11 protein-coding genes are annotated in these 15,226 nt (G+C 63.2%); 7 read left to right on the forward strand and 4 right to left on the reverse strand.

The window, feature by feature from the left end; translation table 11 throughout:
- Positions 1 to 280: 280 nt before the first annotated feature.
- Both HALZIN_RS0106290 and narL read left to right on the forward strand, forming a co-directional pair.
- Entirely contained in the window at positions 281 to 2,119 is a 1,839-nt protein-coding gene (locus tag HALZIN_RS0106290; protein WP_051907415.1) for a type IV pili methyl-accepting chemotaxis transducer N-terminal domain-containing protein, read from the forward strand.
- On the forward strand, positions 2,116 to 2,757 hold the full coding sequence (gene narL / locus HALZIN_RS0106295; RefSeq protein ID WP_031383384.1) for a two-component system response regulator NarL: 642 nt from the start codon (positions 2,116 to 2,118) through the stop codon (positions 2,755 to 2,757). Before HALZIN_RS0106290 ends, narL begins: the two co-directional genes overlap by 4 nt.
- A 336-nt stretch (positions 2,758 to 3,093) precedes the next feature.
- Here the strand turns inward: narL and hmpA are convergent, their stop codons facing one another.
- Positions 3,094 to 4,278, reverse strand: coding sequence for an NO-inducible flavohemoprotein (hmpA, locus tag HALZIN_RS0106300; protein WP_031383385.1), 1,185 nt, complete (start codon positions 4,276 to 4,278; stop codon positions 3,094 to 3,096).
- 217 nt (positions 4,279 to 4,495) lie between these two features.
- The gene (locus HALZIN_RS0106305) at positions 4,496 to 8,263 is read right to left on the reverse strand and encodes a nitrate reductase subunit alpha (protein ID WP_031383386.1); all 3,768 of its coding nucleotides are present in this window, start codon (positions 8,261 to 8,263) and stop codon (positions 4,496 to 4,498) included.
- 298 nt (positions 8,264 to 8,561) lie between these two features.
- Between HALZIN_RS0106305 and fnr the strand changes: the two genes are divergently transcribed.
- Both fnr and HALZIN_RS0106315 read left to right on the forward strand, forming a co-directional pair.
- Positions 8,562 to 9,308 (forward strand): fumarate/nitrate reduction transcriptional regulator Fnr, encoded by a 747-nt coding sequence (fnr, locus tag HALZIN_RS0106310; RefSeq protein ID WP_031383387.1) that lies wholly within the window; start codon positions 8,562 to 8,564, stop codon positions 9,306 to 9,308.
- Positions 9,309 to 9,408: 100 nt separating this feature from the next.
- Positions 9,409 to 10,755, forward strand: coding sequence for an oxygen-independent coproporphyrinogen III oxidase (locus HALZIN_RS0106315; RefSeq protein ID WP_031383388.1), 1,347 nt, complete (start codon positions 9,409 to 9,411; stop codon positions 10,753 to 10,755).
- A gap of 113 nt (positions 10,756 to 10,868) precedes the next feature.
- Here the strand turns inward: HALZIN_RS0106315 and HALZIN_RS0106320 are convergent, their stop codons facing one another.
- Complete coding sequence (locus HALZIN_RS0106320; protein ID WP_084173404.1) at positions 10,869 to 11,258, reverse strand: SirB2 family protein; 390 nt, start codon at positions 11,256 to 11,258, stop codon at positions 10,869 to 10,871.
- A 99-nt stretch (positions 11,259 to 11,357) separates the two neighbouring features.
- The gene (gene ytfE / locus HALZIN_RS0106325; RefSeq protein ID WP_035575195.1) at positions 11,358 to 12,080 is read right to left on the reverse strand and encodes an iron-sulfur cluster repair protein YtfE; all 723 of its coding nucleotides are present in this window, start codon (positions 12,078 to 12,080) and stop codon (positions 11,358 to 11,360) included.
- A 186-nt stretch (positions 12,081 to 12,266) separates the two neighbouring features.
- Between ytfE and norR the strand changes: the two genes are divergently transcribed.
- The 3 genes from norR (at position 12,267) to HALZIN_RS0106340 (ending at position 15,134) form a co-directional block, all read left to right on the forward strand.
- Positions 12,267 to 13,784, forward strand: coding sequence for a nitric oxide reductase transcriptional regulator NorR (gene norR, locus HALZIN_RS0106330; protein ID WP_031383391.1), 1,518 nt, complete (start codon positions 12,267 to 12,269; stop codon positions 13,782 to 13,784).
- Between the two features lie 297 nt (positions 13,785 to 14,081).
- Positions 14,082 to 14,399, forward strand: a complete 318-nt coding sequence (locus tag HALZIN_RS17420; RefSeq protein ID WP_236254965.1) for a hypothetical protein — start codon at positions 14,082 to 14,084, stop codon at positions 14,397 to 14,399.
- A gap of 27 nt (positions 14,400 to 14,426) precedes the next feature.
- On the forward strand, positions 14,427 to 15,134 hold the full coding sequence (locus tag HALZIN_RS0106340; RefSeq protein WP_031383393.1) for a succinate dehydrogenase iron-sulfur subunit: 708 nt from the start codon (positions 14,427 to 14,429) through the stop codon (positions 15,132 to 15,134).
- Positions 15,135 to 15,226: the final 92 nt, after the last annotated feature.

Raw genomic sequence — 15,226 nt, forward strand, 5'->3', positions numbered from 1 at the left:
ACGGATAATCGCTTGACGTGTTGGCTTGCCATCGCGAGCCCGCCCGGCGGAACCTGTGGCAACCATAGGCACGATGCACAGGGGCGTTGTTGACTCGAATCAAGGGAATCCACAGGGGCGATGGGCAGGCGGGTTCGGCTGGTGCTCGGCTACTCCTTAAGAGGTAGCCGGGTGTCTTTACAATATATTGTTTTAAAAGAATTTTATTGAGAGGTGGGGGTGCGCCGGTGCTCGCTGAATCATCACAGGGGCATTGGGGGTAGTCCTGTCCGGAGTGAACATGGAGCTATCGCTTACCCGCTCGCTGATCTTTCGAGCCGGCCTTACCATGGCGGGAATCGTCATTCTCGCCCTGATCAGCATGCTCGGGTCGATCATGATCGCCGAGACATCGAGTGGCGATGCCGCGGCCATCAATCAGACCGGCTCGCTGCGCATGCAGGCTTACCGTCTGCTAAGCACGCGCCTGCAGACAGCGGAAAACGACGGCGTGTTGCGACAACAGCTCGAGCGCTTCGATGCCAGCCTGACCGGCCCGGCCATCACTTCGCTGATTCCCGACGATCCGCAGCATCCACTGACCGAGCGGTACGCGGCCGTGACCGAAATGTGGAAGGGCATGCTGCGCCCGGCCCTGCTGAAAAATATCGAACAGCGCCCGCCACAGGTATTGATCGACCAGACCGCCGAGTTCGTCAGTGCGGTGAATGGCCTGGTCAGTCAGTTGCAGCAGGAAGCCGAGTCGCGCATCCAACTGCTGCGCCTGCTCCAGGGCATCGCTCTGTTTCTGACCTTGATTATGGTTATCGGCGCCATGTACAAGCTGGTCAATGACGTGATGCCGCCGCTGCGTGAGCTGTTCAAGGTGGTCAATCGGGTGCATCACGGCGATTTCGAGGGGCGCCTGGCTTACGCGGGCAATGACGAGCTGGGCCTGATCTCGCGCACCATCAATCAGATGAACGAGAGCCTGACGCAGATATATGCGCAGCTCGAGCAGCGGGTGGAGACCAAGACCGCTGAGCTCAAGCGCAGCAACGAGGCGTTGCGCCTGCTCTACCAGGCCGCGCGTCAGCTCAACAGCTCGACCCCCGGCAGCGAGGATTTCCGCGACGTGCTCGAGCATCTGGAGCAGGTCACGGGGCTCGGCCCGATCACCCTGTGCCTGTCGCAGGGCGAGGCCGAGCGCGCCTATCAGCGAATCTCGACCCAGTTGGGCGATCGCCCCGATTTCTGCCAAGCTCCCGACTGCGGCCCCTGCCTGAGCGGCGGGCGGGTGCCGCCGCGGGTGCGCCCGGTGGTGGTCAGCGAATCCGGCCGCCGCTATGGGGTGCTGTTGATGCAATATCCGGCGGGTAATCCGCCGCTGCGCCGGCAGCTGGAGCTGGTCGAGACCGTGGCGGGGCTGATCGCCACCGCCCTGTCGCTGGCCCAGAACAACGACGAACAGCGCCGCCTGGCATTGATGGACGAACGCGCGGTGATCGCCCGCGAACTGCACGACTCCCTGGCTCAGTCGCTCTCCTACCTGAAGATTCAGGTGGCGCGCCTGCAGGCGCTGATTCGTCAGCAGGGCTCCTCGACCGACCAGGAAGCGGTCATCGACGAGCTTCGCGAGGGGCTGAGCTCGGCCTACCGGCAGCTGCGTGAGCTGCTCAACACCTTTCGCCTGCAGATGGCCGAACCGGGACTCGAGGCGGCGCTCAACGAGACGGTGCGCGAGTTCGCCCAGCGCTGCGATCTCAAGATCCTGCTCGAGTACGAATTACGGCATTGCCCGCTGACCCCCAACGAGGAGATCCATGTGCTACAGATAGTGCGCGAGGCGCTTTCCAACGTGGTCCACCACGCCAGGGCCGAAAACTGCGATATCCACCTGCAGACCACCGGTTCGGGTCAGGTCAAGGTATGCATCCGCGACGACGGGGTGGGCTTGCCCGAGCAGCACGTGCGGCTCAACCACTATGGCACCACGATCATGGACGAGCGCGCGATCGGCCTGGGCGGTACGCTCGCTATGCACAATCGAGATGAAGGGGGGGCGGAGGTCACGCTGTGTTTCACCCCGCAGGTCACCACCGGGAGTGAATCGGTCAATATGCTGGGAGGCGCGGGATGAGCGAGACTCGCATCCTGATCGTCGACGATCACCCGCTTTTCCGACGCGGCGTGCGCCAGCTGGTCGAGATGGACCCGGACATGGTCATCGCCGGCGAGGCGTCCAACGGTATCGAGGCCGTCGAGGTCGCGGGCACACTCGATCTCGACCTGATCCTGATGGACATGAACATGGCCAAGATGGACGGGCTCGAGGCGCTGCGCCAGATGCGCAGCAACGGCATCGATACGCGGATCGTGATGCTCACCGTTTCCGACGCCGACGATGACGTGGTCGCCGCGCTGCGCGCCGGCGCCGACGGCTATCTGCTCAAGGACATGGAACCCGAGGACCTGCTGGCGCGCATCAAGGAGGCGGCCGAGGGCAAGCTGGTGATCAGCCCGCAACTCGCCGCCATCCTCGCCGGCATCGTCAGCGGCGGCCGCGCCGCGCCCGCCGATGCGCTGGCGACGCTCACCTCGCGGGAACTGGATATCCTGCGTGCATTGGCGCGCGGCATGAGCAACAAGATGGTCGCGCGCCGGCTCGACATCACCGAGGGCACGGTCAAGGTTCACGTCAAGAACCTGCTCAGGAAACTCGGCTTGCGTTCGCGGGTGGAGGCGGCGGTGTGGGCAGTCAACCACGGGGTTTCATGAACTCGGTTACTCGTCGATCTTGCTCAGCGCCGAATCCTTGTGCATGACGATGTGATCGGCCTTGTCATTCTCGATCTCGTATTGCGCTCATCCTCGCTGGCGCGAGGCCTGTTTACCTGTGACTCGCGTCAAGCCGGTAACCTGCCGCTACCGGCATGACGCCCGTGACGCGCAGTGCCGACATGACTTCAATCAAGGCAGGCCGATTCTGTACCGGCATCACGTAACGTAACGTCGTTTTGAGAGAAAGAAGCCAGCCGCTGCGGCGACTGGCTTCTTGTCATTCATGAGCATGTTGCGTGGCTGGGCAACCAGCGCCGATGTCGGAGCGGCGACTCAAGCCGCATGAAGCGGTCGTGACGGTCCGAAGTGTTCATAATGGCGTCGTTCGGCGGGCACGCCGAGCGCCTTCAGTGCCTCGTCGACCGCGGTCATGAACCCCTGGGGACCGACGAAATAACACTCGGGCGAATCAACGGGAAGGTAACGCTCGAGCAGCTCACGATTGACGCGGCCGATGTGGTCGGCCCGGTCGTCTCGTTCGCCCCGTTCGTAGAGTGTCACCGATGTCAATATGCCGGGGTAATCCTCCTTGGCCAAGGCATCCAGTTCATCGGCGAAGGCGTGATGCTCGCGTTCCTGGGCCGCGTGGAGATAGACGACCTGGCGACCCTGTTCGAGCGCACGACAGGCCATGGGCAACATGGGCGTCTGGCCGACGCCGCCGCTGATCAGCATCACCGGGGCGGTGGTCTCGTCGAGAATCAGCTGCCCCGCGGGCTGGAGAAGTTCCAGTTCGTCGTCGACCGCCAGCTCATCGTGAAAGTGTTGGCTGACCCGGCCGCCGGGCTCGCGCTTGATCGAGATGCGATAGCTTTTTCCATTGGGAAAGCCGGACAGGCTGTAGTGGCGATGCACCGGTTCGCCATCGATGGTCAGCTTGACGCCGACGAACTGGCCCGGCTGGAAATCGGCGACCGCTCCGCCATCGACCGGTTTCAGCACGAATGAGCGAATCACCGCGCTTTCCTGACGGGTCTCGGCAATACGGAATCGCCGCGTGCCCCGCCAGCCGCCGGGGCGTTCGGCGAATTCACGGTAGCTGGCTTCCTCCAGCTCGATCAGCAGCGTCGCCAGTTCCTGATAAAGGGCGCCCCAGGCATCCGCCACCTCGGCCGTGACCGCATCGCCCAGAACCTCGCCGATGGCCGCCATCAGGCATTCGCCGACGATCGGGTACTGGTCGGGCCGTATCCCCAGCGACACGTGCTTGCTGACTACCGTGGCGAGCGTCGTCCTGACTTTCGCGGGGTCCTTGCGCAGCTGCACATAGGCCAGTACGGCGCTGGCGAGCACCCGGGGTTGCCCGCCATCCGCCTGGTGGGCCTGATTGAACAAGGGGGTGACTTCTGGATAGCGCTCGAACATCAGCGGGTAGAACCGCTGAGTAATGGCATCGAGATGTTCCGCCACGACCGGTGCCGTGGCCTCGATGATCTGCTCCTGGGCATTTGTCAGCATATTACAACTCCTTTCAAGCTGGTCTGTCTGGGGTGATTCGATCGGGTCGCTGTAGGACGCGATGGGCCGTGCCCATGTCTTCAACCCGAGGCTAAATTCATTGACTGAGAGCAGTCGAAATCGGCAATGCCATCAAGCAGCGCCGAGCCTGCGATGGTGCGAATTCGCCCGGTTGCCACGGAACGATTCGCCGTCATGTCAGTGAAGCGGGGCGGAATCAGACTTTCACTCTCTCCTGCACGCTGTCGTTGTCTTCGCCATCGAGCCAGTCGACATGGTGCATCTTGCGCACGATGACGAACTCGTCACGGTTGGAACCCACGGTGCCGTAGTAGTTGAAGCTGTAGGACAGCTGGGCGTAGCCGCCGATCATGTGAGTCGGCTTGGGGCACACGCGGGTCACCGAGTTGTGGATGCCGCCGCGGGTGCCGGTCACTTCCGATCCGGGCACGTTCACGATGCGCTCCTGAGCGTGATACATCATCGCCATGCCGGTCTTGACCCGCTGGCTGACCACCGCCCGGGCGGCGATGGCCCCGTTGGCGTTGTAGGCCTCGATCCAGTCGTTGTCCTCCACGCCGATGGCGTGGGCGTCATCTTCGGACAGCCAGACGATGGGGCCGCCCCGGGACAGCGTCAGCATCAGCAGGTTGTCCGAATAGGTGGAGTGAATGCCCCACTTCTGGTGCGGCGTGAGGAAGTTCAGCGCGATCTCGGGGTTACCGTTATCCTGCGGCACCGAGACGCTGGCCGCGGCCTTGGTATCGATGGGCGGACGATACACCAGCAGGCTCTCGCCGAAGGCACGCATCCAGGGGTGATCCTGATAGAGCTGCTGGCGACCGGTCACCGTGCGCCACGGAATCAGCTCGTGAACGTTGGTGTAGCCCGCGTTGTATGACACGTGCTCGTCCTCGAGGCCCGACCAGGTGGGGCTGGAGATGATCTTGCGCGGCTGCGCGACGATGTCGCGGAAGCGGATCTTCTCATCAAACTTGGGCAACGCCAGATGGGCGTGCTCGCGGCCGGTGATCCTGGACAGCGCATTCCAGGCCTTGACCGCCACGTTGCCGTTAGTCTCGGGAGCCAGCGTCAGGATCATCTCGGCGGCATCGATGGCCGTCTCGATCTTTGGGCGGCCAGTGACCGGACCCTCGGTCTTGCGCTGGTTGAGGTTGCCGAGCAACTCGACTTCGGGCTGGGTCTGCCAGCTGATGCCCTTGCCGCCGTTACCCAGCGTGTCGAGCAACGGACCGACCGAGGTAAAGCGCTCATAGGTTGCCGGATAGTCACGCTTGACCGCGATCAGGTGCGGCAGGGTCTTGCCGGGGATCGGTTCGCACTCGCCTTTCTTCCAGTCCTTGACCTCGGCCTGGGCCAGCTCGGCCGGGGAGTCGTGCTGCATGGGCAGGGTGACGATGTCGGTTTCCTGGCCCAGGTGGCCGACGCACACCTTCGAGAACGCCTTGGCGATGCCCTTGTAGATGTCCCAGTCGCTGCGCGCTTCCCAGGCCGGGTCGGTGGCCGCGGTCAGCGGGTGGATGAACGGGTGCATGTCCGAGGTGTTGAGATCGTCCTTCTCGTACCAGGTCGCCGTCGGCAATACCACGTCGGAGTACAGGCAGGTGGTGGACATGCGGAAGTCCAGGGTCACCAGCAGGTCGAGCTTGCCTTCCGGAGCGTCCTCGCGCCAGGTGACTTCCTCGGGCAGCGCGCCGCCCATGTCGCCCAGGTCCTTGCCCTGCAGGCCATGCTTGGTACCCAGCAGATACTTGAGCATGTACTCGTGGCCCTTGCCGGAGCTGCCGAGCAGGTTGGAACGCCACACGAACAGGTTGCGCGGGAAGTTCTGCGGGCTGTCCGGGTCCTCGGCGGCGAAGCGCAAGTTGCCGCTCTTGAGCTGGGCGACCACGTAATCGGCAGGGTCCTGTCCGGCGAGGCGGGCGGCTTCGGCGAGCTGCAGCGGGTTGGTGTCGAGCTGCGGCGCGGACGGCAGCCAGCCCATGCGCTCGGCGCGCACGTTGAGGTCGATCAAGCTGCCGGTGAAATCCTCGCGGCGGGCCATGGGCGAGAGCAGTTCGCTGACTTCGAGCTTTTCGTAGCGCCACTGGCTGGAGTGGTTGTAGAAGAACGAGGTGCCGTTCATGTGGCGCGGCGGACGCTGCCAGTCGAGACCGAAGGCCAGCGGTAGCCAGCCGGTCTGCGGGCGCAGCTTCTCCTGGCCCACGTAGTGCGCCCAGCCACCGCCGCTCTGGCCGATACAGCCGCACAGGATCAGCATGTTGATCAGACCGCGGTAGTTCATGTCCATGTGGTACCAGTGGTTCATACCGGCACCGACGATGATCATCGAACGGCCATGGGTCTTGTCGGCGGTGTCGGCAAATTCACGCGCCAGGCGGATGGCCCGCGCAGTGGGCACGCCGGTGACCTGCTCCTGCCAGGCGGGGGTGTACGGACGCACCTGGTCGTAGGCCGTGGCGCCGTCGTCCTCGCCTTCGGCGCCCAGGCCACGGTCGATGCCGTAGTTGGCGACCATTAGGTCGAATACGGTCACCGCCAGCACTTCACGGCCGTCGGCCAGGGGCAGGCGCTTGGCCGGCAGGCTGTGATAGAGCACGTCGTTGCCGGCGACATGGTTGAAATGCTCGTGGGCGATCCCACCGAAGTAGGGGAAGCCGACCTTGGCGACGCTGTCGTGGCCCTTGGCCAGCGACAGCTGCAGGGAGACCTCGTTACCCTCGGCGTCGAGCGGCTCGAGGTTCCAGCGGCCTTCACCGCTTTCCTTTTCACCCCAGCGGAAGCCGATGGAGCCGCGCGGCACCACCAGACGGTTGCTGGCTTGGTCCCAGGCCACGGTCTTCCACTCCGGGTTGTTGTCCTGGCCCAGGTTGGCATCGAAGTCGCTGGCGCGCAGCTGCCTGCCGGGGGCGAAAGTGCCGTCCTCGCGGGTTTCCAGTTCGACCAGAAACGGCATGTCGGTATAGCGACGCACGTAATCGGTGAAGTAGGCGCTGGGCTTGGCGAGGTGGAATTCCTTGAGGATCACGTGGCCCATGGCCATCGCCAGTGCCGCATCGGTACCCTGCTTGGGGCTCAACCACTCATCGCACAGCTTGGCGACCTCGGCGTAATCCGGGGTGATGGCCACGGTCTTGGTGCCCTTGTAGCGCACTTCGGTGAAGAAGTGCGCATCGGGGGTGCGCGTCTGCGGGACGTTGGAGCCCCAGGCGATGATGTAGTTCGAGTTGTACCAGTCGGCGGATTCGGGCACGTCGGTCTGCTCGCCCCAGGTCTGGGGGCTGGCCGGCGGCAGGTCGCAGTACCAGTCGTAGAACGACAGGCACACCCCGCCGATCAGCGACAGGTAACGGGTGCCCGCGGCGTAGGAGACCATCGACATCGCCGGGATCGGCGAGAAGCCGATGATGCGATCGGGGCCGTACTGCTTGGCGGTGTAGGCGTTGGACGCCGCGATCAGGGTTTCCAGCTCGTCCCACTCGGCCCGCACGAAACCGCCCATGCCGCGGGCCTTCTTGTACTGCGCGGTCTTCGCGGGATCCTCGACGATGGCGGCCCAGGCCAGCACCGGGTCGATGTACTGGGCCAGCGCTTCGCGCCACAGCTTGATCAGGCGCTTGCGCACCAGCGGGTACTTGAGGCGGTTGGCGCTGTACAGGTACCAGGAATAGCTGGCGCCGCGGGGGCAGCCGCGCGGTTCATGGTCGGGCAGGTCGGGGCGGGTGCGCGGATAGTCGGTCTGCTGGGTTTCCCAGGTGACCAGGCCGTTCTTGACGTAGATCTTCCAGCTGCACGAACCGGTACAGTTCACCCCATGGGTGGAGCGCACGACCTTGTCGTGCTGCCAGCGCGCACGATAGCCGTCTTCCCAGTCACGGGATTCGCTGCGGGTTTCGCCATGGCCATTGGCAAATGCCTCGCGGGGCTTGCCCAGATACTGCAGGCGGTCGAGAAAATGACTCATTGCTGCTTGCCTCTATGAAGTCCGGTCAGGAGTCAGGGAGTCGTCGGCTCGGTCACGTCGCCGGGCCAAGAGGTGTGGTGTGCCAGCTGGCTTGCCATGGCGAACCTCCCCTGCTTGAACTGAGATCACCTTAAGGAGATCGTGGCGGGTCGATTTTGATTTCAGTCAAGTTGGGTAGCGAACTCCTTCGCTTACCTCGCAATATCACCCGGACTACCTCTAAATGGTTATCGGGGGCTAGGCGGGCGTTGGGTAACATCGTGCTCATGACATTGCGCGCAGAAAGGAGAAACACGCCATGACCCGCATTGCGACGCTGAGCGAGACACGCGATAACTGCCACAACTGTCGTCTGCGCACGTTGTGCCTGCCCGATAACCTGCCGGTGGAAGACGTCGGCAGGTTGGCGGGGATCGTGCAGCGTCGCAAGCCGGTGTCCCGGGGCACCCTTCTTTTTCAGGCCGGACAACGTTTCAACTCGATCTATGCGGTGCGTACCGGGGCGGTGAAGACCACGACACTCATGGCCAATGGCGACGAGCATATTTCGGGATTCCATCTGCCGGGCGAGGTCATCGGCCTCGACGCCATCGTCTCGCGGGATCACCCCTCGACGGCTGTTGCTCTGGAAACCGCCAGCGTGTGTGAAATTCCCTATGCCGAACTGGAGAATCTGAGCGACCGCACACCGGCCCTGCAGCATCAGTTGATGCGCATCATGAGTCGCGAGCTGCTCGCCGAACAGAGCACCAACCACCTGCTGACGCGGCGTTCCGCCGAACAGCGCCTGGCCGTGGTGCTGCTCACGTTCTCCGAGCGCTTCGCCAGCCGCGGCCTTTCGGCGCAACGTTTCCGCCTGCCGATGTCGCGCCTCGACCTGGGCAACTATCTGGGCCTGGTGCCCGAGACCATGAGCCGCACCTTCCGTCGCCTGGAAGAGCAGGGCCTGGTCAGCATCGCCGGCAAGGAGGTCGAGATCGTCGATATCTGCGCCATGCAGGGGCTGGCGTTCGGTGCGCAAGGTGCCCAGGCGGCGCGGGCTTGACCAGGCGCAGTGGGCTTCGTTTGACGGCTTGATTCCGGTCAAGCTCATTGTCGGTAGTGCGCGCTAGGGTGAGTCTGGATCTGCTCACTGCGGTAGCCCAATGAACCGTTCCATCGATCTCGCTCTGCTCGTTAAGCATGACCGGCCGGCCCCGGATTACGGACTCTTTCCCACCCTGGTCCGCTTGCCGGAAAAGCGCTCGGCGGACGATTACCGGCTGGTGGCGCTTGCCAGCAATGAAGACCCCATCCCCAAGCCATTGACGGTTTATGTCCATGTGCCCTCCTGGCTGGGCCACGATAGCCGTGGGCCAGTTCGATATCTGGGATATCTCAAGCGCGAGATAGCGCTTCAGAGCGCCCTGTTCGATGGCGATCGCCGAATCGAGCGGCTCGTGCTGAGCGGGAACGGGGCGGGGCGTCTCGGAGACGGTCAACTGGCTGGCTTGCTCGCCGAGCTGGACGTGCATTTCGGGCTGAAGCGTAGCCGCGATCGCGACTTTGCGTTGCGCATCGATTCTCGCGGTCTGTCACCGCAACGCCTGCCCCTGCTGGCCGCTCTCGGCTTCAACCGGTTGCTCGTCGACCTACAAGACCTTGAGACGCCGGCCGGCGTGCCCGGTGAGCGTCAACCGGCGGACGAGTGGCCAGCCCCCGCTGGCCCTGAGCGTAGCCACCTGCCCGTCACCGAGCTGGCATTGCGTCTGTCCGGACGCACGGCGGTTGGCTTCTCGGCGTTGCTCGAGCGCCTGGTCAGCCTACGTCCCGAGCGCATTACCCTGTATCGCGATGGCTTGTGCGGCGCGGCTGTCTGGCCGGCGTTCTCTTGCCCATCGGCTCCGTGGCAGCGGATCGCAACGCCCGAGCGTGGCGCTGTCCTGGCTCTGCTGGCGCAAGGCGTGGAGCGCTTGGCGCCGGCCGGTTACGTGCATCTGGGCATGGGGCGCTTTGCGCTTGCCAGCGATGCGTTGGTGGCTGCGCAACGCCATGGCCAGCTGCAGCGTTGCCTGGAGGGTTACAATCTGCGGGGCGAGGCCGACTGCATCGGGCTGGGGGCCGGTGCAATCAGCCATCTCGACGATGGCTATTACCAGAATGCGCGGGAATTGCCGGATTACTGTGCGCGTCTGGACGCGGGTCAGCTGGCCATCTGCCGAGGCTATGAACTGACTGCCGATGACCGAGTGAGACAAGCCGTTATCCAGCACCTCATGGGGGGCGGCAACGTTCGATATGCGACTGTCGAGAAAGCTCATCGCATCGTGTTTCGCAACTATTTCGCGCCTGAGCTGCTGGCCCTGCAGGCCATGGCGAGCGATGACCTGGTCGAGCTTCGACGCGACGGCATTGAGCCGACGCAGTCCGGGGGCTTGCTGATGGAGCGTCTGGTCATGCTCTTCGACGGCGCTTTTAGCGAGGGGCGGCCACGCTACCTGCAGATGATCTGAACTGCACTGCCGCGAATGGAAGTTTCCACCGCCAATTTGCCTCAGGCAAGCCTGCCTTCGGCTTGTGGGTGGCTGAGCGGCCGGGTTACGCCCGTGCGCATGCGAACGGCGCATCAGACGCCTGCTAGCCAGGAAAGCGGATTGTGGTTCATCGCCACACCGACGATGTACAGGAAGAGGGCGATGGCGACCAACGAAGCCGCGGCGCGAATCGTCGATGTCCTGCCGCGCTTGATCGCCAAGGTACCGATAACGATATAGGCCACCAGGGCGATCAGCTTGGCCGCCAGCCAAGGCTGCTGGGTAGGCCAGGCGCGCAGCATGATCATCAAACTCACCCCCGCCGCCAGCAGTACCGTGTCGATCAGGTGCGGCAACACCTTTACCCAGCGCCGCTGGAGCTGTGGAGACGCGCGAACCGACCACCATGCGCGCAGCCCGAATAGCCCCAGGCTGAGACCGGCGGCGGTCATATGGATATTTTTTATCAGGAAATAGTCCACGCGGGTCTCCGTAAAAAAAGGCGTCCTTGCTCAGAGCATGACAGTCGATGTTTCCTGTCTCAGCCTAGGGAGCCGCCGATCCGTGAGGCTTGATTACGATCATGCGCGGGGCAATTCGCCTGCCATCGGCGAAGCAGGCGATGATTCACCCAGCGCTACCTGATCTGCGGTGGCCTGCTCGAACAGCACGTTGTTCTCCAGGTGGATGTGCTGCATCAGGTCCTCGCGGAATTCGCGCAGGCCGGCATACAGTGCGCACCAGGTCGTGCAGGCGCCCTTGGGCGTCTGGATGTCATCGGTGAACGCCATCAGCCGGGCCAGCGTTTCGCCATGCTCGTCGTGTTCGAATCGCATGACCGCAATGGGTCCGTGCATGTTGTGGGCGAGGCCACGCTTGAGCGTCGGGAACAGGATCATCTCCTCCTTTTGCAGGTGGCTTTCGATTTCCTGATGCATCCCCTCGAGAAGCTCGGCCAGGCCGGCGGGGCAGTCCTGGCGCTCGCCGTGAACCTGCTCGACGCGCCGGGCCAGGCGAATGAGTTCGGGCAGTTGCTGACGATGCACGGCGTGATAGCGGGTCAGGATGTGATCGATCAGTTCGTTGGCGCTGGCCTCGCACCAGTCGCGCTCGTCGGGTTGATGAGCCGGCAACGCTTCCAGCGCGCTGACGAGGCGGGCCAGATCGGCATCGCGCCCGGCTAGCGAGTCGCGCAGGGTGGCACGACCACCACAGCAGAAGTCGATGCCGTATTCATGGAACACCCGGGTGGCGCCAGGCAATTGGCGGGCCAGTTGACCGACGGGTTGGTCGAGAAGGGTCATGGTGCGTGCTCCTTTGCTAGTTTGCTTTCTTCCTGTTGCAGCTTGCGTGCCAAATTCTAAGCAGCTGATTAGTCTTGATAATTATTGATTATGGTCAATTTTACCCAGAGCAGACGAGGTAATAATGACCCTGCTGTGGTGGTTTTTACCGTTACTTGTTCAACGCGATCCACCAGGAGTCTTGCCATGCTCGAAGATGTCGTGTTCGCCGATCTCACCGCCGAACTGCCCAGCGCGGTACGGTTGCAGCGTCTGGTCAGGGCGCTGCGCGAGTACTTTCATTGCGGTGCCGTGGGCTTGCTGAGTCTCGATGGCGAGGCGCTGTGTCCGGTGGCGGTCGACGGGCTGACGCGCGAGGCGCTGGGGCGACGCTTCGTGGTGGCCCAGCACCCAAGGCTGGCGGCGATTCTCGCCCGTCGCGAGACGGTGGCCTTTCCGCCCGATTCCAGCCTGCCCGACCCCTACGATGGGCTGGTCGACAATCAGCTCGGCGACCCCTTGCCGGTCCACGATTGCATGGGCGTCAGCCTGCATGTCGAGGGCAGCCTGTGGGGGGCATTGACCCTGGATGCACTTACGCCCGGCACCTTCGACGAACGTGCGCAGGACGACCTGCAGCGTTGCACCCTGCTGGTCGAGGCGGCCGTGCGGATGACTCGTCTGGAGCAGGACGTGCGTCGCCTTCGCCTGTCGCGAAGCGATACCGCCAAGGACGCCAGCGAACCTCATCAGGGAGAGATCATTGGCCAGAGCCTCGTCATTCGACAACTGCTGGATGAGCTCGAGGTGGTCGCGGATTCCGAATTGCCGGTACTGCTCACTGGCGAGACCGGTGTCGGCAAGGAGTTGTTCGCCCGCCATCTGCACCAGCGTTCATGGCGCCGGCGCCGTCCGCTGATCCAGATCAACTGCGCGGCGCTGCCCGAGTCACTGGCCGAAAGCGAGCTGTTCGGCCATGTGAAAGGCGCCTTCTCGGGGGCGGGCAAGGCCCGCGCCGGGCGCTTCGAGGCAGCGGACGGCGGCACGCTGTTTCTCGACGAGGTCGGCGAACTGCCACTGGCCATCCAGGCCAAGCTGCTGCGTACCCTGCAGAATGGCGAGATTCAACGCCTGGGCGAAGACGTGCCGCGCCATGTCGACGTGCGCATCATCGCCGCGACCAACCGCAAATTGCACGACAGCGTGCGCGACGGACACTTTCGTGCGGATCTCTATCACCGCCTTTCGGTCTATCCGGTGCCGATCCCGCCGCTGCGCGAGCGAGGCAGCGATGTGCTGGTGCTGGCCGGACATTTTCTCGAGCTCAACCGGGCGCGGCTGGGAGTGCGTAGCTTGCGCCTGTCGTCGGCTGCCGAGGATGCGCTGAGTGGCTACGACTGGCCGGGCAATGTGCGCGAGCTCGAGCATGTGATTAGTCGGGCGGCGATCAAGGCGCTCAGCCAGGGGGCGCGTCGTGAAGACATCGTCACGCTGGAGCCCGGATTGCTTGACCTGCCGCAAGTCTCCGTGCAGTCCACCATCGCCATGCAGTCGTGCCAGGGGGCGCCGGTGGAAGCGCTGCACGATAGTGTGGCGCGCACCCAGCGGCAGGCCATCCGCCATGCCCTCGACCAGGTCGACGGCAACTGGTCGGCGGCGGCGCGGCGACTCGAGGTCGATTCCAGCAATCTGCACAAGCTGGCTCGGCGGCTGGGGATCAAGTAGCGGTGCTCGGCAAACGCCGGGCATGAGGAGCTCGACGAGCCTCTGTGTGGCTATATGCGCCGCATGGTTCAATGTGTCTATACGAGATGTTGTGCATTGGCTGGGCCTTGAAGCGGGGTTGCCTTGACATGGGTCAGGTTCGCTGCGCGTATTGAATGGCACCATGGATGCTTGTTTATCGAACAGGCCAGTCGCTGCCGTTTCGGTGCCGCACGTTCATCGGCGCCGCGCCTTCACGGCCCGAACGCTTGGCCAATCACTGATCGATGAACCATGTTTCTGACTAGCAGACCATCCATGAATTCACCCACCGCGGCCGTCAAAACGTCCAGCGAGGTGCCGATGCAGACGCCCACTCAAGCCATCTGGGACGCCAAGTACCGACTCAAGGATCGCCACGGCACGCCGGTGGACAAGGACGTGGCCGATACCTGGGAGCGGGTGGCGCGTGCAGTGGGACAAGTCGAGGGCGACCAGCGTGATGCCTGGCTACCCAGGTTCCGCTGGGCGCTGGAAGCGGCTGGTCGAAGTGCGGCTGAAATAGACCGTGACCCGCTGAACTACCGCTCGTCGCCGACTTCGTTTCTGTGTGCCGCGAGATCGCCGAGGGCATAACCATCATCACTATCCGCAAGGAAGACCATGTTTACCGTTCAGCTGTACCGCTATCATCCCGAACACGACGATGCACCCTATATGGAAGCCTTCGAAATCGGCGATGAGTTCCGTCACAGGATGGTGCTTGAGGTGCTGGAGAATCTTAAGGTTTCAAACCCTGAGCTGGCCTATCGGCGTTCCTGCCGCGAAGGCGTTTGTGGTTCGGATGGCATGAACATCAATGGCAAGAATGGCCTGGCCTGCATTACATCCGTGTCTGAAGCGCTGGGTCGAAAGGATACCCTGACGCTAAGGCCGCTGCCCGGCATGCCGGTCATTCGCGACCTGGTCGTCGATCAGACTCTATTCTTCAGGCAATTCGAAAAGATCCGGCCCTACCTCATCAACGATAGCGTTCCGTCGACGATAGAGCGCCTGCAGAGCCCCGAAGACCGTGACAAGCTCGATGGCCTGTATGAATGCATCCTGTGCGCCTGCTGTTCTTCGCAATGTCCTTCCTGGTGGTGGAATCCGGAGAAGTTCATCGGACCGGCGGGGCTGATCCAGGCCTATCGTTTCCTGAACGACAGCCGCGATACCGCGACTCAGCAGCGCCTGGCCGAACTGGAAGATCCTTTCAGCGTCTTCCGCTGTCGTCAGATCGGCAACTGTACATGGGTCTGTCCTAAAGGGTTGAATCCGATGAAGGCCATCGGTCGCATCCGGGAGATGCTATTGAAAGAGAGTGTATGAAGTTGATTGAAAGTCGGCCTTGCCGCTCGCTTGGCGAATAGGGTTGATTTAACCCATTTCGGTGATATTAACCCAACATCAGGCAGGTCAAT

Origin of the sequence: Halomonas zincidurans B6, assembly GCF_000731955.1 — a bacterium.
In the GTDB taxonomy this organism is placed as follows: Bacteria; Pseudomonadota; Gammaproteobacteria; order Pseudomonadales; family Halomonadaceae; genus Modicisalibacter; species Modicisalibacter zincidurans.